The organism is Clostridium sp. BJN0013, from assembly GCF_040939125.1.
Lineage (GTDB): Bacteria > Bacillota > Clostridia > Clostridiales > Clostridiaceae > Clostridium_B.
This window is the reverse complement of the sequence record NZ_CP162495.1, coordinates 2,140,235-2,162,492: the sequence shown is the minus strand read 5'-3', so window position 1 is coordinate 2,162,492 and position 22,258 is coordinate 2,140,235. Positions and strand designations below refer to the sequence as shown.

The 22,258-nt window shown below is 31.4% G+C and carries 14 protein-coding genes and 2 pseudogenes; 12 read left to right on the top strand and 4 right to left on the bottom strand.

Going from position 1 to position 22,258, the window contains the following annotated elements:
• The first annotated feature begins 2 nt into the window (after positions 1-2).
• From AB3K27_RS11035 to AB3K27_RS11025, 3 genes are all read left to right on the top strand, one after another.
• A complete protein-coding gene (locus tag AB3K27_RS11035) occupies positions 3-1,184 on the top strand; it encodes an MFS transporter (protein ID WP_368487497.1) in 1,182 nt (393 codons plus the stop codon).
• A 12-nt stretch (positions 1,185-1,196) separates the two neighbouring features.
• On the top strand, positions 1,197-10,388 hold the full coding sequence (locus AB3K27_RS11030; RefSeq protein ID WP_368487496.1) for a beta-ketoacyl synthase N-terminal-like domain-containing protein: 9,192 nt from the start codon (positions 1,197-1,199) through the stop codon (positions 10,386-10,388).
• 248 nt (positions 10,389-10,636) lie between these two features.
• Positions 10,637-11,038 carry an FMN-binding protein gene (locus AB3K27_RS11025; protein ID WP_368487495.1) on the top strand — a complete coding sequence of 134 codons (402 nt, stop codon included), beginning with the start codon at positions 10,637-10,639 and terminating at the stop codon, positions 11,036-11,038.
• Positions 11,039-11,086: 48 nt separating this feature from the next.
• Here the strand turns inward: AB3K27_RS11025 and AB3K27_RS11020 are convergent, their stop codons facing one another.
• Complete coding sequence (locus tag AB3K27_RS11020) at positions 11,087-11,227, bottom strand: hypothetical protein (RefSeq protein ID WP_368487494.1); 141 nt, start codon at positions 11,225-11,227, stop codon at positions 11,087-11,089.
• 566 nt (positions 11,228-11,793) lie between these two features.
• Here AB3K27_RS11020 and AB3K27_RS11015 point away from each other — a divergent pair.
• On the top strand, positions 11,794-12,063 hold the full coding sequence (locus AB3K27_RS11015; protein WP_368487493.1) for a hypothetical protein: 270 nt from the start codon (positions 11,794-11,796) through the stop codon (positions 12,061-12,063).
• Positions 12,064-12,678: 615 nt separating this feature from the next.
• Here AB3K27_RS11015 and AB3K27_RS11010 read toward each other — a convergent pair.
• Positions 12,679-12,915, bottom strand: coding sequence for a hypothetical protein (locus AB3K27_RS11010; RefSeq protein ID WP_368487492.1), 237 nt, complete (start codon positions 12,913-12,915; stop codon positions 12,679-12,681).
• 368 nt (positions 12,916-13,283) lie between these two features.
• Between AB3K27_RS11010 and AB3K27_RS11005 the strand changes: the two genes are divergently transcribed.
• Complete coding sequence (locus AB3K27_RS11005) at positions 13,284-13,631, top strand: VanZ family protein (protein WP_368487491.1); 348 nt, start codon at positions 13,284-13,286, stop codon at positions 13,629-13,631.
• Positions 13,632-14,266: 635 nt separating this feature from the next.
• On the opposite strand, the gene AB3K27_RS11000 is transcribed toward AB3K27_RS11005, so the two are convergent.
• Entirely contained in the window at positions 14,267-15,790 is a 1,524-nt protein-coding gene (locus tag AB3K27_RS11000; protein WP_368487490.1) for an IS1634 family transposase, read from the bottom strand.
• A 286-nt stretch (positions 15,791-16,076) separates the two neighbouring features.
• Here AB3K27_RS11000 and AB3K27_RS10995 point away from each other — a divergent pair.
• From AB3K27_RS10995 to AB3K27_RS10980, 4 genes and pseudogenes are all read left to right on the top strand, one after another.
• Positions 16,077-16,214, top strand: a pseudogene (locus AB3K27_RS10995) (maltose acetyltransferase domain-containing protein); the annotation flags it as partial.
• A 105-nt stretch (positions 16,215-16,319) separates the two neighbouring features.
• Positions 16,320-16,664: a DapH/DapD/GlmU-related protein gene (locus AB3K27_RS10990; RefSeq protein ID WP_368487489.1), complete on the top strand. Its 345-nt coding sequence runs from the start codon at positions 16,320-16,322 to the stop codon at positions 16,662-16,664.
• 165 nt (positions 16,665-16,829) lie between these two features.
• Positions 16,830-17,594, top strand: a complete 765-nt coding sequence (locus AB3K27_RS10985) for a GNAT family N-acetyltransferase (RefSeq protein WP_368487488.1) — start codon at positions 16,830-16,832, stop codon at positions 17,592-17,594.
• A gap of 303 nt (positions 17,595-17,897) precedes the next feature.
• Positions 17,898-18,458 carry a DUF6143 family protein gene (locus AB3K27_RS10980; protein WP_368487487.1) on the top strand — a complete coding sequence of 187 codons (561 nt, stop codon included), beginning with the start codon at positions 17,898-17,900 and terminating at the stop codon, positions 18,456-18,458.
• 337 nt (positions 18,459-18,795) lie between these two features.
• Here AB3K27_RS10980 and AB3K27_RS10975 read toward each other — a convergent pair whose 3' ends face one another.
• On the bottom strand, positions 18,796-19,398 hold the full coding sequence (locus AB3K27_RS10975; protein WP_368487486.1) for a dienelactone hydrolase family protein: 603 nt from the start codon (positions 19,396-19,398) through the stop codon (positions 18,796-18,798).
• A 646-nt stretch (positions 19,399-20,044) separates the two neighbouring features.
• Between AB3K27_RS10975 and AB3K27_RS10970 the strand changes: the two genes are divergently transcribed.
• The 3 genes and pseudogenes from AB3K27_RS10970 to AB3K27_RS10960 all read left to right on the top strand — a co-directional run bounded on the left by AB3K27_RS10970 (position 20,045) and on the right by AB3K27_RS10960 (position 22,183).
• The gene (locus AB3K27_RS10970; RefSeq protein WP_368487485.1) at positions 20,045-20,773 is read left to right on the top strand and encodes an alpha/beta fold hydrolase; all 729 of its coding nucleotides are present in this window, start codon (positions 20,045-20,047) and stop codon (positions 20,771-20,773) included.
• A 348-nt stretch (positions 20,774-21,121) separates the two neighbouring features.
• Positions 21,122-21,846 (top strand): annotated as a pseudogene (locus AB3K27_RS10965) (IS5 family transposase).
• Positions 21,728-22,183 carry a hypothetical protein gene (locus AB3K27_RS10960; RefSeq protein ID WP_368487484.1) on the top strand — a complete coding sequence of 152 codons (456 nt, stop codon included), beginning with the start codon at positions 21,728-21,730 and terminating at the stop codon, positions 22,181-22,183. Before AB3K27_RS10965 ends, AB3K27_RS10960 begins: the two are co-directional and overlap by 119 nt.
• Positions 22,184-22,258 lie beyond the last annotated feature (75 nt).

The following is a 22,258-nucleotide window of genomic DNA, read 5'->3' as shown; positions in this document are numbered from 1 at the left end:
GAATGACAAACTATTATGAATTTAAGAGAAAATGCATATTTGCTGCTTCAAAAAAAAAATGGGTACTTTATATTGTAGGGTTATTCTTAGGAACTGCAATGGGGATCATAAATCCCCTTGCATCCACTCACTTAGAAAAAAATAATGTAGGAAATTTATATATTGGGATAATTTCATCGTCTTTTTTTCTTTTTATGTCAATAGGTTCTATTTTAATAGATAAAAAAATGAGAAATAGGGATATGAAAGGAGTTATATTACTAGGGGCATTAGCTGCTGCAGTGGCCTGTGGTATTTTTCCTTTGGCTACAAACTTATTTCTCTGGCTTTTTTTAATGATAATTATGGGATTTGGCATAAGTGCTGATATGGTTGGAGTACAAACAATGCTCCATGATTTAACAGAGGATAATACAAGAGGTATAGTCAGCGGCTTATATTCATTTTGTTTTGCTGTAGGTTTTATATTTAGCTCTGTTACAGGTCCACAGCTATATATATATAGAACCTGGTTTCCTTTTATGATTCCTATAGCTGCCCTTATATTGTGTCCAATAATTATAGGGTTCAATTTTAAGGAAAAACTAATATTTCCAGAAAAGCCAGAGGGAAATGTGTTAGGAAAAGTATTTGTTGGACTTCAGGGGGCGTTTTTATATGGTTTCACAGAAACCACTCTAATTACCCTCTATCCTATATTTCTTCTCCATGAAAAATATAGCCTTTCATATCTTGGATATGCTCTGGGAATATTTGTAGTGGGGAGTATTGTAGGTACTATACCTATGACTTACATTTCGGATAAGCTGGGAAGAAAGAAAACTTTGATAGGCAGCATTCTTATTTCTGTATTTACAGTTTTAGGAATTATAATTTTCAATAATTTTGCTCTAAGATTAATTTTCTCATTTTTATCTGGTGCTGTTATTGGCCCCATATATCCATTATCTCTGGCAGTTACAGTTGAAAACTTAGATAAAGAAGATATACCTTCTGGAACCTCATTATTTACTTTCTCCTATGGAATTGGATCTACTATAGGTCCGGTAATCTCGTCTACAGCTATGAGTTTGTTTGGAAATGACCATATTTTTAGTGTATGTCTATTAATTTTTGTTGTATTTCTTTTTACAGTCTATATTAAAAGAGGTAAATATGAGTATAATTTGAGAAACTATAATTAAGGGGATGATTACATGAATAATGAAAAAATGTCAATTGCCTGGGGAAAGCCTGTAACAGGCAAGTATTGCAGTAAAATAAATATTGGTAACTTATTAATAGAAGCTTCAGAAAATCAAAATGATAAAGGAATATTGTTTATACAAGATAATAATACAGAAGTTTTCTTAACCTATAAACAAATACTTGAAAAGGCTGTTTACTGTTTAGGAATGCTTCAAGAAAATGGTTTAAAACAAGACGATTTTGCAATTCTTTCCTTTGAAAATAATATTGACTTTGCCATCAGCTTTTGGGCTTGTATACTTGGCGGAATTATACCTGCACCAATTTCCTATCCTTCATCCTTCAAGAGAAAAAATGCTTCTTTAGAAAAGCTCATAAATGTGTGGAATACCCTTGAAAAACCTGTAATAATAAGTGATGCTTCCATGATTGGAAGTATGAAAAATAATGAGTTATATGAGGATTGTAAAGATATGTTAATGCTGGATGTATCAAATTTAAGGCAGAGTACAGTAAAAGGTTCAATAAATCTGTCACCATCAGAAAAGCCTGCTTTTATACAATTTAGTTCAGGAACTACCAGTAAACCTAAGGGAGTGATTTTAACACATAAAAATTTATTAACTAATATAGAAGGAATCATTGAAGGTGCGGGTTTAACTTCAGAGGATAGATTTTTTTCATGGATGCCTTATTATCATGATATGGGTTTAATCGGCAATCATTTAACATTAATTGCCTTAGGTATATTTCAGATAAACATGCATCCTGTAAAGTTTGTAAGAAGACCTGCTCTTTGGTTTGATTCAATTTCCAAGCATAAAATTACTGTAACTTCCAGCCCTAATTTTGGCTATAGATTACTGCTTAGAAAAATTACAGATAAACATCTAGAAGCATGGGATCTAAGTTCCCTAAGATTAATTTTTAACGGTGCAGAACCTATTTTTGTGCCCCTAGCTAAAGAATTCATGGAAAAATTAGCTGTATGTAATTTATCTGAAACAAGTATGTATATGGTGTATGGAATGGCTGAGGCTTGTCTAGCAGTTACTTTTCCAATTGCAGGTACTAAACCGGAAAGCCATTGTATCAGCAGAAATAGCCTTGTAAATAATTCAATAGCTGAAGAAATTGATGAAGGTAATTTTGATTCATTCCAGGTGGCGAGTGAAGGATATCCTGTTCCTGGAACGGGAGTTCGTATTGTAGATGAGCAGGGAAAAGTAGTTTTAGAAAAACAATTAGGGGAAATTCAAATAAAAGGTGACAATGTTACTTCAGGTTACATTAATAATCCAGAAGCGACCCTTAATTCCTTTCAGGATGGGTGGCTGAAAACAGGTGATATTGGTTTTATGATTGATGGAAAGTTATGTGTAACAGGGCGTATGAAGGACATAATTTTTGTTAATGGACAAAATTTCTTTGCACATGATATTGAGTTTAAGTTAGAAGAATTTGAAGGGGTAAAACCAGGCAAAGTTGTAGTATGCGGGTGGCACGATGAAAAAGAAGGAAGAGAAAAAGTTGCCTTATTTTCTGCACTTCACATTAATAAGGATAATTTAAAAAGCTTTTATGCAAATATACTTAGTAAAATAAATGAAATTTTTGGCATTGCCATTGAATATGTTGTTTTGATTAAATCTATTCCTAAAACCACCAGCGGTAAAATACAGCGTTTTATGCTGGTACAGTCATTTTTAAATAATGAGTATGAGGGTGAAACATTTACCTCAGATGAGTTATTATTTAATGAGATAGAAAAAACAGAGAAAAGTGAAACATCCAGGCCTTTAATATCAGGACAAAATATGGATAAAATACGTGAAATTTGGTCAAAAGTACTAGACAGACCTGCAGAAAGTATAGGATATAATCAGTCATTTTTATCATTAGGAGGAACTTCAATAAAAGCAGTTCAAATTTTAAGTATGCTAGAAGATGAATTGGAATTAACTTTAAGCCATGATATACTTATCAATTGTGAAACTATAAGTGATATGGATGAATATATTAGAAGGTTGCATGAAGAAAATATTTCAGAAATTAGTGTGACAAAAACAACCACACCTATAATGGATAAGGATGATGACATAGCAGTAATAGAAATGGCCTGCCGTTTCCCGGATGCATCAACTCCTGAAGAATTTTGGAATAATATTGTGAATGGAAAGTGCAGCATTGATGAAATACCTGCAGATAGATGGGATATAGATAAATACTATAGTACTGATGTTGATCCAATAAAAACAAATTGCCGTACAGGTGCTTTTATAGATAAACCTTTTGATTTTGATGCTGAATTCTTTAATATATCTGATGAGGAGGCCTCTGTTATGGACCCTCAGCAGCGAATTATGCTTGAATTAGTATTTGAAATATTAGAGAGGGCAGGGTATTGTAAGAAAAAAATAAGTGGAAAGAATTTGGGATTATTTATTGGAGCTGGTACAAATTCTTATTATGAATATCATTTAAATACTTTAAATATGTCAAATCTCAAAAGTTTTGATAGTTTCACCTCACTTGCAAAAGAAGAACAAGAGTCTATTCTTGAGGAATGGAAAAATAAGCTTGGTATAACCCATTTCCATCCTAATTTACTTGTGGATAATATTTTGAATATGGTTGCAGCTAGAACCTCTCAGGAATTTAATTTAAAAGGGCCTAGTATGGTGGTAGATACAGCCTGCTCATCCTCAATAGTGACTATTCATATGGCCTGCCAGTCTCTTCTTAGAGGTGAATGTGAATTTGCCCTGGCAGGAGGAATTAACCTTTTACTCACTCCCACTCCATATATATATTTTAGTAATGCAGGTGCCCTGTCAACAAGTGGACTGTCAAGAGTTTTTGATTCTCAAGCTGATGGTTTTGTTCCAGGAGAAGGTGCAGGTCTAGTTTTGCTGAAGCCTTTGAAAAAAGCTTTGAAAGATGAAGATAATGTTCTTGCAGTTATTAAGGCAAGTGCAGTAAATAATGATGGACACTCTATAGGAGTTATGGCACCCAACCCTGATGGCCAGCGTGAAGTAATTGAATCCTTGTATATAAATAATGGTTTCAATCCTAAGGATATACAATATGTAGAAGCACATGGCACTGGTACAAAGATTGGGGATTTAAGTGAAGTTAGAGCTCTAGACAGGGCTTTTAAAAGGTGGAGTCCTGAAGCTAATTCCATAGCTATAGGGTCAGTCAAATCAAATATTGGACATCTTCTCAGCAGTGCGGGCATAGCAAGCTTTATTAAAGTGGTATTAGCCTTAAATAATAAAATTATGCCTCCTAATGTGAATTTAAATGAGCTTAATCCTTCTATTAAATTTGATAGAACTCCTTTTTATACTATTCTTAAGGCAAAGGAGTGGGAGGTTTCTCCAAACACAGCCAGACGGGCTTCTATTAATTCCTTTGGATTTGGAGGTACTAATTGCCATATGGTTATTGAAGAGACTCCTGAGTTAACTAAAACAAAACCCGAAAAGATATATGAACGATCTAAGCATGTTCTGTGTCTTTCTGCAAATACAAAAGAATCATTAAATCAAAAAATAAAAAATTTAGTAGAATATCTTAAAAATAATAATAAAAGTTCCTTGGAAGATATATGTTATACAGAAAATGTCACCAGAACACTGCTTAAATATCGCTGTAGTGTAGTTGCAGATTCCTGTGAGGATTTAATGAATAAGCTTCAAGAAGTGAAATTAGATCATATTGATGGTAAAGTATTTCCTAAAATAGCATTAATGTTCACTGGTCAAGGATCACAATATATTGGCATGGCAAAACGGCTATATGAAAATCTGCCTATTTTCAGTGGATATATTGATGAATGCTCGGAGGTATTTTATCCTTACCTTAATGAAAAAATAACTGATTTGATTTATAGTGACAAAGCAGATGAAATACTTCTTGCAAAGACAAATATTACACAGCCGGTGGTATTTACCATTGACTATGCTTTTGGAAAGCTCTTTACAGATTTAGGGGTTAAACCTGACTATGTACTTGGTCATAGTATTGGTGAGTGGTCAGCAGCTTGTCTCTCGGGCATAGTAAGTCTACAGGATGCTGCAAAAATAGTAGCTGCCAGGGGCAAATTAATGGAAGAACTGCAGTCATCGGGCAGTATGTGTGCAGTGTTTACTTCCGGAGACAAACTCCAAGGGTTACTTCAAGCTTTTGAAGGTAATGTTTGGATTGCAGCATACAATGGAACCCATCAGGTTATATCAGGGGAAGTAAATGCAATAGAAAAATTTAGTGAAGTACTGCTAAAAGAGGGAATGGGATTTAAAAAATTAAATGTTTCCCAGGCTTTTCATACGCCGCTTATGAAGCCAATGCTGGATGATTTTAAGGCAGTATTAGAGGGGGTAACCTTTAATTCTCCTAAAATACCTGTAGTATCAAATATCACAGGAGAAATAATGAATAAACCTTTTGATACTGAATACTGGATCAAGCATATTCTTCAACCTGTAAAGTTCGAGCAAAGTTTAAAATATTTATCAGACAACTCTGTAGATACCTTTATTGAGTGTGGCCCTGATAAGATATTATCAGGAATGGCAAGAGGTATAAAAACTAGCAATACTAAAATAATTTTCACAGCTTCAGACCGCAAGAAGGATTCCTGGGATACCTGTTTAGGCACACTGTCTTCACTCTTTTGCTCAGGAATTAATATAAATTGGGAAAAATTTGAGCAGGGTATTTCCTACAATAAGGTTCAATTACCGTCATATCCATTCCACAGGAGTACATATAGGCCTGATTTTGGAATGGAAAATATAAAGGTACCAAACAACTGGTTTTATAGTTGGAACTGGAAAGCTGAATCAGACAACTCCCTTAGTTTATTACCAGCAGGGAGTGTAGTAATATTTGATGATGGAAATGGCATTGGAGAAGAACTCAAATCAATGTTTGATGAAAAAGAAAATAAAATTTATGTTGTTAGCTCAGGAAGTGAATACAGCTGTGATTCCAATAAAAATTTTATAATTAATCCATTAGTGGAGAGGGATTATGTTGAGCTTTTTAAAAACATTCCAGAACCTATAGCTTCAGTGATACATTTATGGAATTTTAAAAGGGAAGCCTGGAAATCAGAATTTGTATTTGATGACAGAGTGGTCCAGGAGGATATTTACAGTATATTGTGTATTGGAAGGGCTTTAAAAGAAATTAATGCGGGAAATATCAGATTATTGCTGGCTACAAACAACGGCATATCTGTAACTGAAAATTATAAAATTTTTAATCCACATCAATCTATTGCTGTAACTCTGACATTAGCTTTAGATCAGGAAAATACTTTTATAAATTCATATTGTATAGATACAGATAAAAAAGAGTATAAGTCTAATAAAGAACTTGCTGAAATACTATTTAATGAGATAAGGAAGGAAATAAATGATGAGGGTATAGTAGTTATCAGAGATGGAGTAAGGTATGTAAGAGATTTAATCAACACAGGTGAATTGAGTAAATCTTCAAAAATCCAGTTTAATGATGGCGAAACCTATTTAATTACGGGAGGTGCAAGTGCTGTAGGAGGTGAAATTGCCAAAGCATTTGCTAAAAAAGCTAAAGTTAACCTAGTTTTAACAGGCCGCGAAAAATTACCATTAAGAGAAGAGTGGAATACACAAATATCTAATAATGCTAAATGTGCTAAAAAGATTGAGTTAATTTTAAGCCTTGAAAAACTTGGAGCAAATGTTATTTATGAAGCTGTAGATGTGACAAAAATTAATGAAATGAAAGTTCTTATGGAGAAAGTAAATAATATATATGGCTCTATTCAAGGTGTAATTCATGCAGCTGGTACCTGGGATTTTTCAAGCTTTAAACTTTTAGATAAAAGCATTGATACAGTGAATAGTGTCATAGAACCTAAGGTGCAGGGAGCGGTAATAACTGATTATGTTACAAGAAAGGAGCCTTTAAAGTTTTTTGTTATGCTTTCATCAGTATCTTCCTCGAAAAAGATTTGGTCAGCAGGACTTGGCGATTACGCTGCAGCAAATTCCTTTTTGTCAACATACAGTTTTTATAGGGCATCTGAAAATGCACCGGGAAAAACTATTGCATTAAATTATTCTCTATGGGCTAAAACTGGAATGGGTGCTAATCTTGGTAATATGGCTTCAATGGCAATAAAAGTTCAAGGATTAAATCCTCTTCCTGCTCAGAAAGCTGTGGAAGCACTAATGAGGGTATTGTCAGATGGAAGTCAAAGAGTAATACACATTCTAGATAAGCTTGAAATAACACAGGAAAAGAAACCTCTTTCAATTAAGGTTAATACACTAGACTTTAAAAAATCCCAAAATATTAGAGAGACTGTCTATAAAATTATTGCTGACCAATTGCAAGTTCATCACGAAGAACTAGATATAGGACAGAATTTTCTCGAGCTAGGCTTGGATTCATTGGGAGCAGTTAAGGTTATGGAGAAGTTAGGACATAATCTTGGAATAGAATTGTATCCTACATTAATATTTGAATATCAAACTCCTGATTCATTGGCACAATATATTGAGAAAGTTTATTCTGGAGATTCTGATGGTGTAACAGCACAAAAAATAGATATTTCAGAAAAAAATACTTTTTCAATGGAAAAAATAAAGGATATTGCAATAATAGGTGCCAGTGTTAGAATACCAGGTGCAAATACTTTGGATGAATACTGGAGTATTCTTGAAAGTGGCAAATGTATGATAAGAGAAGTGCCATCAGAAAGATGGTCATTAAAGGATTATTTTAGTACAGATGTAAACTCTTTGTATACTTCTTATTCCAAGTATGGTGGGTTTATAGATAAGCCCTACGAGTTTGATCCTATGTTCTTTGGTTTGTCCCCAAGTGAAGCTGTTGTTACTGATCCGCAGCAGAGAATTTTTCTGGAGATTGCATGGGAAGCGTTACAGCAAGCTGGCTATGGAGGAAGATATGGCTCAAATAATATTGGAGTTTTTGTAGGCTGTGAACAAAACACCTATGCAGAACACTTTGCAAATTATAGAACTTACATGAAACTAAAGAATTATTTATCAAGTAATCACATATTTAATAATATAGGTCATGTAGAACAGGATGAAATAATGAATAGTATTTTTAATGTGTTGAAACCAGCAGAGATGGTGCCTGATTTTGTTGCAGGAAATAGTTTAAATGAGGTAGCAGCTCGGGTAAGTCACTGTCTGAATTTTACTGGGCCAAGTTTAACAATTAATTCGGCATGTTCATCTTCCCTGGCAGCACTACATCTAGCATGTGAGAGTATTAGAACAGGGCAAAGTGAAATGGCCATAGTTGGAGGTGTGAATTTGAATCTTTCGCCTACTCCCTTCATAGGACTAAGCAGAGTAACGGCCTTATCTAAAAAAGGAGTTTGTTACCCTTTTGACAGCAGGGCAGATGGTATGGTACTTTCAGAAGGGGCAAGTGCAGTACTGTTAAAACCATTAGAAAATGCCATGAGAGACAGAGACAATATACTGGCTGTAATTAAAGGTTCTGCCATGAATAATGATGGACATTCTCAGGGTTTAACAGCTCCTAGACCTCAGGGACAGGCAGATGCTATAAGAAAAGCGTATTTAGAAGCAAATATCAATCCAGAAACCATATCTTACATTGAAACTCACGGTACAGGTACACCCTTAGGTGATCCTATTGAAATCGAAGGTATGAATCACGCTTTTCGTTCCTTTACATCAGAAAAAGCTTTTTGTGCTATTGGGTCAGTTAAATCTTCCATAGGACATATGTTATCCGCATCTGGAGTTACAAGTTTAATAAAAGTAGTTCTTGCACTTAAGAATAAAAAAATACCACATACTGTAAACTATGATAAGTCAAGAAGTAATCCTAATATAGATTTTGCTAATTCTCCATTTTATGTTGTTAGTGGAGAACCAATGGAATGGAAAAGTAGTAACATAACTCCTCTAAGGGCAGGAGTGAATGCTTTCGGCTTTGGTGGAACCAACGTTCATGTAGTTCTGGAAAAAGCTCCGGATATAAGGGAATATGAAGAAGAAAGATCTCCATACCTGTTACAGTTAACTGGCAGAAATGAAAATGTGGTGAAACGCATAGCTGCTAATTTAAAGAATCACATAGAACAGCATGAAAATTTAAGTGCAGCTTCAATTTGCTTTACTGTAAATGGTGCTCAAAAGGAATTAATCACTAAGGCTGCAGCAGTAGTGAAATCAAGGGCACATTTGCTAGAAGTGCTTACTTCACTTGAAAACGGCAGCAGCATTGAAGGAGTTTATAAGGGACGTTCTCACCCAAATCGTGAAACCCAAGCTTACCTTATGCTGGATGGCAACATGAAGATTTTTGAAGATTGTAAACATGATTTATGTTCCCGTTTTGCTGCATTTAATACCGCATACAGAGAATGCATGGATAGATATAAGGAGTTGAAAAATGGATATAGTGAAGAAATTGAACTTATTCATTCTTTTGCAGTTCAATATGCACTTGGCATTTTTTTGAATGATTTTAATTTAAATATTTGCGGAATAATTGCACAGGGTACGGGCATTTTAACTGCAGCGGTTTTAACAGGTTTAATAAATTTAGACCAGGCTTTGGGGCAACTTATTCATATTAGCATTATAGAAGATGGTAACTATTCTAAGAGCAATGAAAATGCCGTGTATTTAAATTCTCCTATATTAACACCTTCAGGAGCTATTGAAGAGTTTTTGGATATTCCAATAAAGGTTATAGAAAATATCAAAAGTTTAGATGGATTTGTAAATAAAGATCAGGTAGTTATTTATCCTGGTAAAATTGATGAAATTAAGAATAAAGAATTTTATAATGATAGATTGTTTAACTGGGTTGAGATGAATATAGGTGAAAATGCTGTGAAATCTATTATTACAGCATTTGCCAAGCTGTATACACTGGGAACTAGGTACAATCCTAATAAATTCTCTACAGGTAAGGAGAAAAAGGTGGCACTTCCTACCTATCCCTTTGAAAATGAAACCTATAAAATATCTTTTCAAGAAAAGGCAGTTGATTTAGAGGTAAATTCAGCCGCTGCAGAACAAAAAGGATTATTAAAGATGGATAGGTATTATATACTTTCTGATATGGAAAGAAAATCAAGTTGTAATGGCTTAGCCAATGACTTAAAGAAGTTAATTATTTAAAAAATATAACTATCAAGTGATTCTTAGGCTCAGCTGGAGTTTGCTTTAGAGAACTGCTTATCTCCATCTGAACCTTATTAACAGTATTCTTAGTGTCTTTAGCACTTAGAATACGTTATCCTTTAGAGGAAGAACTTATCCAGGCGCATAGCATTGCTTATCTCCCACTTTGAAGAAGATGGGAGTATTAGCAATGGTAGTGTTCGGATAAAAAAAATAGTAAAAAATTATGCGAAGGGGGATTAGGCATGTCAAATGTAAAAAAGATAGTATTTAGTGCAGTTTGTATTGTGATTCTAGTTGTGGGCATTATTGGGGGAAAATATTTAATTTCTGTGCAGAAGTATAAGAAAGCAATTAGAGAATTAAAAATTAGTAATGTGGATTTATCAAAGGTTTCAGATGGTAAATATACAGGTTCCTGTGATGTGGGGTATGTGGGTGCGAAAGTTGCAGTTACAGTTAAGAATAATGAGATTGCAGATATAACCCTGCTAAGTCATAAAAATAACAGAGGAAAGCCAGCAGAAGTTATTCCAGAAAAGGTGCTAAAAGCTCAAAGTCTTCAGGTAGATACTATTTCAGGGGCAACAAATAGCAGTAAAGTAATTTTAAAAGCCATTGAAAATGCATTAGAGTCTGGTGAATAATCAATTATTGGGTTGGTGGATATGTGTATTTTTTATCCTAGGCTGCAGCTATAGTCTATTTAAAAGGTTCAAAAGTATTTGCCCCAAAATAAATTTACCTGCTAAAAATTTATTAAATTTCCATTGTATTTTTTCTATAATAGCAACAATTTTAGCTTTTATCCATGCTGGAAACAACTTAACCCACATTAGGTTTTCCACCGGATACATTAGCCTTCTATTAATGATTTTGGTAACATTAATTGGAATACTTATGAAGTATTTTAAAAAAATATATGTAAGGCATAAAACATTTTGGCTATATACGCACATATTTTTAACTATCATACTAATTGGAAGCATTTCACTGCACATATTTAGATATTTACTTTTATAATTCACTTTTAAGTGAAATAGGCAGCCTATCTTATTGATTTAGCTGTCTATTTTGCATTTATAAGTTATAAAATATACATTTGTTATTGGCTTTTGTATAATTATCTACAATTTTAATACTAAGTTTTTCTACAACAATTGTACAAACTCAAATTTTATCTTCTAAAGATAATTCAAGTTCAGTTACCGTATATCAAAAAAATGAAATAAAAAGTCTAGATGAGTTTTTTCAAAGAGCTAAAAATAATATTAATGATAATGATTTAAAACTTGACAAATCATTAAAATCTTTAGTACCTAATTCCTCAGACATTAAATCTATAGGTATAACTGAAGATGATACTGTTCCTGATTCAGTTACAAAAAAAACTTATTCAACTGTGCAATTACTAAAAATAACTAAGGATAATGAAAGCAAAACGGAAACAAATACATATGTCGAAACAGTTTTTATAGATTATACAATTGATGAAAATGCTGTTGAAGAAGGTTTTAATACAAGTAGAGTTTTAAAATATTCTCAAATTGATAAGTATCCTTTGGGTTCAGAATTTTATTATAATGTATCTATGCCTCATATAGATATGAAAGAATCCCTTCTAGCATATGGATTACGAACATCAGCGTTAATTAGACGAGGAGCAAGTTAATGGCTTAATACCAGCAGCTCTGTAACCAGGGGCAAAGTAAATTATTAATAGTCGTTCTGAGTATTTTCAATGTTACACAACACACTTTTGTAACATTCGCTTTCTTTAGTTATCAGTGATTTTATCTATTTTATATGAAAAGCTTAATTTGAATGTTACTTAATACTAATAATCTATAATGTCTAAATATAATAAGATATTTAATAAATTTTCAAAATTATGGAATTTATTTTTTAGTATATTATATGGCTACTGATATTAGGTTCTATTAATCCTAAAATATACTTGTTATTACTGTATTTTTCTAAAGTAACTATTTTATTCGTTTAATTACAAAACGTTTTAAATCTATTATTAAAGTAACTTCAATAAAGTATCATTTGATTTTACTGAAATCTATGATAAAATATGCTAAGTAATATTAACTAAATATCAGTTACTTAATGGAGAAAAAATTATCTAGGGTATAACTATAGTATCAGTAAAAAAAATGAAGGCCAAGTAAACTTAAGTACAAAGTTGATTCTAGCTTGATTAAAAAAATGTTATATGTTTTAATTTCATGGAGTTAATTTGTAAATTTTATCATATTAGTTTATAAATTATCGACAATTATTACTTACGTACTGTACCGCTTATGTCCCAAGTTCCAGAGGTATAAACATCATCTCTATAAAAATGTAATTTAAAAACACCAGTAGGAACATTTGAATACGTAAGGGTCCATGAGTCTGTACCTGAAACTGTTTGTCCAGCTATAGTATTAGTATATTGTCCTACAGAATTTTGTTTAACTACATCTATGTGAAACTTTCCATTTGGAATACCACAATAAGATGTTGTATGATCCACATAGATTTTACTAGCAGAATTAAGACTAAAAGTACCTACTGAATACTTGTTCCATATGCCTGTACCATTATAAGTGATAAGACTAGCAGCGAATACTATAGTACCTAATATAAAAATTAAGCATACTGTTGATATAAAAATATTAGTTTTTTACATTTTCTTTAATAATAGGTTTTTCTTTACACAGGATGTTGACAGCAGATTTAATAATGAATTTTTTTCCTGGAATTTACTCACATACTTGGATACATATAATAGCTATAATATGTCAAGGAATATTTATATTTGCTCTTATTAATCTTCTTATACATAAAAAGATTAGTAAACCATGTGCATATATACTTTGGAGATGTTATTTTTGTATTCTAATGTTTATTTTCTTTATAAGAATGGTTGGAATGACAGGAATAAATCTTAATCCTCTTGATATTATCAAAAATATATCTGCAGATCCTTTATTTATATTCACCGTGATTATGAATATATTTATATTTGTTCCATTAGGGTATTTATTTAGAAAAAAAACTTTTACATTTTCTTTGGTAAGCGCATTTATTATTTCTCTTTGTATAGAAATAATTCAATATATTTTAAAAGTAGATATTTTTGATATAGATGATATAATATTTAACATAATAGGATTCATGATAGGTTGTAGGCTCATAAAGTTTGAAAAAATTATAAATAAAAATAAATCAGAAAAGGTACTTAAGTGACTTTTTCAAATAAACTCATATTTTAATCTACGTCTTTGACCAAAATGTTTATTCCTTCAATACAGTAAAGAGCTTGTCTAAATTTTAAACAGCTCTTTACTCTTTATTTTATTTTTTAGGTACTATATAATTTACAATAACACATAGCTAATCTTGAAAAAACTCTTAAATAGCTGGTAAGGTCATTAAGAAAAATTTTTGTAGTCATCTGTTAGTGAAAATTATATATCTTAATACATATAGTTGTACACAGGTATAGTACTATATTTTATCATTCAACCTATATTCCGCATGTAGAATTTTCCGACATGTCTATTGGAGATTCTTACATTCTACAAAGAAAATATAGACTAGCATTACATAGCATTACAACTTTAATTAAGCATTATGTGTTATATTTACCACACAAAAATCAAAAAGTTAAAGACCCATTAATAGTTTGTGGTATAAATAGGAATCTTTTAATATTTCTAGATTAATAGCTAAAATCCTCTGTATATATTTTTTCACTAAAACCAGCTAAAATTAAAATCCTCTTTGTGTTATCATTGATGTTGTTTATTATACGCATAGTACTACCGTCTTTAAACGTGATAATAGATACAATGATATTCTTCAGGAGTTCCATAATATTTTTAGCCGTAGGGAGTGTAACTTTTAACTTTACCAGGTATTATAACAGGCTCCTTCTCTTTTTTTAAAGCATTTCTTACTTCCCTTTCAATTGTAGTATAAACCATTAGTGCCAACAGAAAAACATATCCCAAAGACTCTATCCTTTTAGGTGTTTTAAGATAAATTTCATCTATAAAGTCAGAGTTTTTAAGAGACTTAAAGTTTGTTTCTACGCAAACTTGTTCCTTGTATTCCTTTAATATATCTTCATCAGACATAGCCTGGGTATCTAATATGTTGGTTAGAAGTACAAACATTCCTGCTTCATTTTTACCTCTTTCAAATGCATCATAGTTTATATCGTATTGTAGAGACAATTTAAATTTAGTCTCCATTTGAACTTTCTCTCCCGCCTTTAATTTCCCTCTTTTTTCTGTTTTCTTTTTTTTATCCTTGGAGTAGACTGTGCCATCTATAGTATAAAAATTAAATTCATTCTCACCAATAAATCGTTTAAGTTCGCTTACTGCATCCTGTTCATAATAATACTCATTCTTCTCAAAGTCCTTTATAATCTTTTTAATATTCATTTCTTCTTTATCTCTTTTTTTCTTTAAAGAATTAATTTTACGATTATCTAACGCACTTGAATGACATACAATAAACCTATACTTCTGGTCATTAATTTCATCAATAAAGCTTTGGATTTTGTACTTTGCAGAATCTTTTCTATTGCTGATTTTACCTACATCAGTCCACTTTTCTGTATTTTCATAAGCCTTACTCTTAAGTTCTTTTTCAATATTAAAAGTAGATGGCAGTAAGGAAATAAGACTTATATTATGCTCAAAAGCTGCATCAAGATTGTCTTTTGTAAGTGCAGCACTGTCAGCAACATATATCATATTATTAACATCAAGTCTATCGGCAGTAGTTCTTATTTTCTTTATGAAGTCTGTATTCCATGTTTTATCACTAGTGTTACCATCCAAAACTTCTCCAGTAACAATAGTTTTGTCATTAGTGCAGGCAATTCCAAACATAATTTGTTTCAGATCAGGCCTTTTGTCTTTGCTATGACCATGGGTTATTTTAATGCAATTATCATCTGATGATGGAGAAGTGTATTGTCCATAGACATTTTTGCTTGTGGTATCAGCATGAAAACTTTTAACTTCCACGTTAAAAGTTTTAATTCCTTCGAGAGCTATGTTTGAGAAAGATTCTTTAGGATTTATCTCATAGAAATCATCTAGTGCCCTACCAAGCGCATCATCATTTAGGTGTCTATAATTTATACCACTGCCAAAAAACTTTTCAACATCAGTATTCTCATAAAACTCATCTAATCTTGATAAAGGATGTCTGTCTACTAAAACATTAGCAATAATGGCTTCAATAGCAGTTCCAGGTGATACTAGTCGTCTTTCTTTATCAAAATTTATCTTATCATTAATATATTCTGCAATCTTAAGCTTTCTGCAGTATTTTAAAATTAATGGTATAGCTCCATCTATAACAGGTTTTATATTTTTTATATTCATTTTTTCCTCCGTGTACTATATTTGAACAATATAATAACATATTCTAATATCTTAGTGGAGTACTAAATGTAATTAATCATTTGCTAATTTTTACATGCGGAATGTGGGATTCAATAACATCCTTTTATAAAAGCTGGACAAAACATTTATAACGTGCAATTTTTAAACAATACATAGGGAGAATGAAAATGTTAAGGTAACTATAGAATACGATGTAAGAATCATTTGTATTCTGCGAATTAAATCTATCGTTTTTAGGAGGTAAATTATGTAAGAAGAAGAAAAAATATTTGCAGGTAGGTTATTTGATGCTCGTACAAAAGAACTTCGAGATATTAAGCACAAGGCACATGTTCTTTGCCAAAAATTTAATGCACTTGATCAATATGATGAAAATCGTTTATTGATAATCAAGGAGTTTATTGGTAATATAGGGGATAGATACTATTTTCAAGGCCCAATACAGTTTAATTACGGGTGTCATACTTTTATTGGTGAAAATTTCTTTGCTAATTTTAATCTTATGGTTATGGATGATGCAAGAATTTATATAGGTAATAATGTTATGTTTGGTCCAAACGTATCTTTAATGGCTACCAATCACCCACTGATCGCAGAGGAAAGAACGACTATGAAATATCCAGATGGTCATATTTCAATGTCTGAATATGCCGAAGAGATTCATATAGGAAATAATGTTTGGATTGCAGCAAATGTTGTAATTATCGGTGGTGTTCATATTGGCGATAATGCTGTTATTGGAGCAGGCAGTGTAGTAACAGAGGATATTCCTGCTAGCTATCTTGCGTATGGCGTTCCTTGCAAACCTGTGCGAATGATTACTGAAAAAGATTCAAAATTAGACTTACTGTAATTATTAAAGCAAGATTATGGTTATAATCTTTATACATAACATGTGTCATAATGTTCTTACATAGTTTATTAATCGTAAATCTGAGATATTTGAACAATGGTAAAAAATGCGAAACAAAGGCTATTTACATAGGCTTACAAAAAGTTAATTATAGGGGTGGGAATTATGGAGTTAAATAAATCTAAAATATTAGAAATTGTAAGAAAACAATTAGCAATAGATATGAATTGCAATACAGAGGATTTTGTTAAAGACGGTATAGTATTTTGTGAAGCAAAATTAAATAAAGGAAGAAGAATGTTTGATAGGCAATCTCCTTTCCTTGAAATTACAACTATGGGTAAAGGTATAGTTGTTTCAGCAGATAGTGATATTTTAGCAAAGGTAAAACCATTATTAGAAAATAAAACAAGAGAAGATATATTTGTAGCACCATTTGTATTCGGACATTCTCTTTATTATATTCCTGATTGTAATAGGCTAAAAAAGTTACCTATGCCTGATGGTTTTAATTTTTACATAAAAGAGGGAAAAGAAATACATGATTTATATAAAATTTCAGGTTTTGAAAATGCAATTCAATACGACATAAATCATCCTCGACCAGATGTAATTGTAATATATGCAATGTATGATAATGAAATCGTGGCAATGGCAGGAGCATCAGTCGATAGTAATTTAATGTGGCAAATAGGCATTGATGTATTACTACGATTTAGAAATAAAGGACTTGCTACAAGTTTAGTAAGTAATCTTGCAACAATGATTATGGAACGAGGGATTGTACCTTATTATGGAACTGCTTCATCTAATATTGCATCACAATCTGTTGCATATAAAAGTGGGTTTACTCCAACGTGGATGTGTTCATATAAAAATACTTTTGATGGGACAGCACCTTATGATAATGACATAAAAATTGTTTTCTAATACTATGATGTATATGATATTTAAGAAGTTAATTCGCTTTTTTCTTATATTGTTCAATAAAAAGGCTTTATTGCCTTTTTGTTTTGCTCCTGGTGACATGTTCGCTGGTATTATCCCATATAGAGAGTCCATACTAGCATGGGCTTATTCCATAAATTAACAATATTTTGCCCCTGGTGTCACGGATGCTCCCATTACCCCTTATATATAGTCCACGAACACTTTAACATCTACTGAGTATTATATATCAGAAGACAATCTCTATTAAAATATATGATAAACAATTCTTAGGAGATGTAATTTATGTTACAAGAAAACAGTAACTATATAGTGAACAACAAAAATATTAAGCTACAACAAGTAGTTAGTATTCCAATTTCTTTATTTAAATCAATGCAAGGAAAATACTTTGTAGGTCAAACAGAAATTTTGAGAGTAGGCAATGGATTAAGTGCTTGGGCTGGTTTAGTAAATCCTCGTAATTCAGGTGTTAATTTATATGCAAATGTATTTACTATTTCAAACTTTTCCGATGACTATTTAACTGCTGAAATATGGCTTAATACTAATCTTCCTGAGAAAGGAATTGTATCCCATAAAGTTTCTCCAACCAATACAGCCTTAAGACCACTTCCAAAAAACAAAGTAGATATCCGATTTGTAAAATCCACTACTATGCTTCCTGAAAATGGTGTTAATGTATACGAAAGAATAGTGCCACCTAATACAACATTAGTAGGTGAAGAAGACGGAAAATTTATAGAGCCTCCAGGTGGAAACTATGTCATAGTTATAAAATCATCAGCTTCAAAACTTGATAAAGTGATAGTTGCATTCGGCTGGTGGGAAAAATCAATATACTAAAAAACAGATTTTACTAAACAGTTGGAGATATTCTAGCTATAGGATAATAATTTTAAATAATAAAATATTAAGTTCTAGGATAACTTTAAATATAGATGTAGTAATTTAGCACAAGAAAGCTAAAAATAATCTTATATAATTTGTTAATCATCAATGATAGATAGTTCATAGAATGCCGTATTATCCAAAAAGATTTTATGGCATTTTTTTATACATCTTAATTATTACCAATAATTTCCCGTTGCTTCGGTGTCTACTGTAAACTTGGGATACGGCAACGATTCGTGCGAAAAACAGCCATAAGAATGTGTCGTCATAATATATCTTTTACTTAATATCACTTATTTTGTGTTAAAAAATCATTTACCAATTTTTCCGCATCTTGATATGATTTATCGTAGTAGTTTCGGGAAAATGGATCACTAAATCCATGAATACCACTTAACATATAAGCATTCACATTGGTTTTTTTCTTAATAGTGCATAGTAAGTTATTTACGCTAAATGACTTTTCCTCATTCGGAAATATTAATAATGTTTTACATTTTGGAGTAATATATAAATAATCTCTTATTCGTGAACCATAATATCCAATTATACCATTACATCTAATCTCCATATCACTACATAACCATGCGATTGTTGCCCCTATACTGTATCCTAATATAAATATATGTTTATATTTAGGCTTTACCTGTAATATAAGGTTTTTAACTTGTTGAGATGCTAAACTAAAACCAACATTATTTATGAAATATTTATAAGCATCTTCTTCATAAGCGTAATCAAAAGCTTGATTTAAATTTAGTAAGTTAGGACAAATAATATCAAATCCAGCCTGATTATAGTATTTACAGACTTGTCTTATATGTTGGTTAATACCATATATTTCATGTAAGACTACTATTATAGAATCAGAATTGTTTGAAAGGGTTATCATAAAATCCTCCTTGAATTAGGCCCCTGTATAATTTTATAATTACAATTATATAGTAATGGACATTATATATGACGTATAAAATTACCTCTATGACTTAATTCTTAGGAATATTATACCATAGGTATTATTTTTATAAACCTATAAGTTTTACCAATGATGTACTTTATATGCAAACTGTCATAAAAAGTAGGGCTTTTGTGATGCCATTATTTTATGTCACAAAACTATCAATTTTATATTTTGTGATATCACAAAAATGCTTAAGGTACTTATATGACAGGGTTCAATTGTAAATATATGTCTTATGGCTGTTTAAATCATTAATTGTTGTCATCCCCCTAATATAGTTACTTTAGATATGTAGTTCCCAATACCAGAAGTTATAGAAAAAAATAAAACTAGCACTAAAAAATAAGGGTAAAAATCACCAGAAAGGAATATAGGAACATTTTCTTTATTGAAAATAAAAGTAAATAGAATACTTTATGAGAACTTAATTTTAAAGGATTTTAGAGTTCTTAAACTAACTCAAACTTTAGGAAAATAAGTCTTAATTTTCTTAAGTTTTATTTTTCTGTAATATATAGCAGGAAAATTAAATATATTATAGAATTTATAATTTATAAATTTGCAGGAGGAAATTGGAATGATATTAAGTAAAAAAGGAATTGTATATGAATTGTTTGAAGGCAATGGATCTCGAAAAGAAAATTTAGTTTTTGTTCATGGCTCAGGTTGCAATAAGAAATTTTTACAAGCTATGCAAAATTGCTTACAAGAATTTAATTGTTTTTTTATAGACTTACCTGGACATGGAGAATCTAAGAATAGAAGTTATAGTAAAGATAGCTATGTAGATGCAGTATGTAATTTTGTAAGAGACATAGATAATGTTGTTTTAATAGGTCATTCACTAGGTGGAACCATAGTATTGGAAGCTAGTTCTAAAAATATTGATACAATAAAAAAAGCTATAATTCTAAATTCAGGGGCTGCTTTTCCAAAGTTAAACAAGGAATTTGCTACTAAAATTCACAAAGGTATTATAGATTTTGATTATTTTCTTAAATGCCTCGGACATTCTGATAATAAACAGGTGCAAGAGGCTATAGATACTTTTGAAGCTGAAGAAATAATAATTAAGGATTTTATAATTGATGAGTCTATAGATGTAACCTTTTGCCTAAAAAATATTGATATTCCCATACTTATAGTAACCGGGGGAGATGAAATTCTAACTTTAGTTGAATATTCACAATTAATAAACCAAGAGGTAAAAAACTCAAAATTAGTAGTTGTACCTAATTCAAGACATATGTTACCAATAGCCAAAAGAGAATATGTATGTGATTTAATTAAAGAATTTATAAATTGATGCTCCCCTGAATAAAAATTAAAACTTCAATACTTTCTTTTTTATATTGGGAAATATTCATGATATTCCTGATTATTTATTTCAGGGAGTTATATTAAATAATTTTCATGTAATGATTAATATATAGAAAATAATAAAAAAATAAATTTGGTTTTATAAAGGATTTTTTTATTTTGTTGAAATATATTACATTGTAAGTAAATTTATTCTGAAAGGTGGTTATTAGGGTGTGTCTGAAAACTAAATATTGCGAAAGAACGGAGTTTTAGGTAAAATAAGATAAAAAACTTGGAGGGTGCAAATATGTCACAGAAGCGTTATGAAATATCAGATGAACAATGAGATCAAATAAAAAACTTAATTCCAATAGCAAAAACAGGACGATCTCCAAAAGACAACCGACTTATATTTAATGCCATACTATGGATTGCAAGAAGTGGTGCAGCATGGCGTGATTTACCAGAACGCTTCGGTTCATGGAAAACTGTATACAGTCGTTTTTGTAAGTGGCGTAACGATGGTACTTTATTAACAATTTTTAAAGAGTTAACCTCAGATGCAGATTATGAAAATTTAAGCATTGATTCAACATGTATAAAAGCCCACCAGCACAGTGCTGGTGCTAAAAAGGGGCTGTAAACAGCGAAACAAAACAGCATATTGGACTGAGTCGCGGCGGACATACAACAAAAATTCATGCAGTTGTTGATGGACTTGGCAATCCAATCCATTTTCAATTATCATCTGGCAATCTACACGACAGTACACAGGCCGTAGATGTTCTTTCCAACGTTGATATAGAAGGCAGCAATATCCTGGCAGATAAGGCATATGGCACAAATGAAATTAGAGAATATATTACTTCAAAGAAATCCTCATATACTATTCCACCAAAATCAAATGTAAGAGAACCATGGAATTGTGACTGGTGGCTGTACAAGGAACGTCATTTAGTTGAATGTTTCTTTAACAAAATCAAACATTTTAGAAGAATTGCAACTCGTTATGACAAGCTTGCTGATTCTTTCCTTGCTTTTGTTTATATTGCTGCTATTTTTATTTTATCTAAGTAATTTATTGTTGCATTGTTTTCAGACACACTCTAATTTGATAATAAATGAATATTACTCACAAGAAAATCTCGGTCCTTATAAAATTTATAATATTGGTGACTTTGAGTTAGAGGAAGGTGGTAAAATACCTGAGTGTAAACTTGCTTATGTAACTTACGGCGAACTTAATGAATCAAAAGACAATGCAATTCTGGTACTCATTTGGTATTCAGGTAGTAATAAATCAATGGAACCATATAGGGTGGAAGCCGAGATACGTGTAAAAACCGGTAATTTAATGGAATATATTTACATAGTCGCCGGTTTTGTGTTTACTAACTTGATTCATATTCTTTAACCCTTCTATAGAAAGTATTACTTTTCATAGAAACAAGCTCCATAGCTTTTACTGCTGTTATTTTACCTTCTTTCC

Excerpts from the sequence above, each read along its gene's own strand:
- AB3K27_RS11000 (WP_368487490.1), bottom strand. The coding sequence starts at position 15,790 with ATGAATATAAAAAATATAAAACCTGTTATAGATGGAGCTATACCATTA.
- AB3K27_RS10980 (WP_368487487.1), top strand. The coding sequence starts at position 17,898 with ATGTTACAAGAAAACAGTAACTATATAGTGAACAACAAAAATATTAAG.
- AB3K27_RS11020 (WP_368487494.1), bottom strand. The coding sequence starts at position 11,227 with ATGTGGGTTAAGTTGTTTCCAGCATGGATAAAAGCTAAAATTGTTGCT.
- AB3K27_RS11030 (WP_368487496.1), top strand. The coding sequence starts at position 1,197 with ATGAATAATGAAAAAATGTCAATTGCCTGGGGAAAGCCTGTAACAGGC.
- AB3K27_RS10975 (WP_368487486.1), bottom strand. The coding sequence starts at position 19,398 with ATGATAACCCTTTCAAACAATTCTGATTCTATAATAGTAGTCTTACAT.
- AB3K27_RS11025 (WP_368487495.1), top strand. The coding sequence starts at position 10,637 with ATGTCAAATGTAAAAAAGATAGTATTTAGTGCAGTTTGTATTGTGATT.
- AB3K27_RS11035 (WP_368487497.1), top strand. The coding sequence starts at position 3 with ATGACAAACTATTATGAATTTAAGAGAAAATGCATATTTGCTGCTTCA.
- AB3K27_RS10970 (WP_368487485.1), top strand. The coding sequence starts at position 20,045 with ATGATATTAAGTAAAAAAGGAATTGTATATGAATTGTTTGAAGGCAAT.
- AB3K27_RS10990 (WP_368487489.1), top strand. The coding sequence starts at position 16,320 with ATGGATGATGCAAGAATTTATATAGGTAATAATGTTATGTTTGGTCCA.
- AB3K27_RS11005 (WP_368487491.1), top strand. The coding sequence starts at position 13,284 with ATGTTTATTTTCTTTATAAGAATGGTTGGAATGACAGGAATAAATCTT.
- AB3K27_RS10985 (WP_368487488.1), top strand. The coding sequence starts at position 16,830 with ATGGAGTTAAATAAATCTAAAATATTAGAAATTGTAAGAAAACAATTA.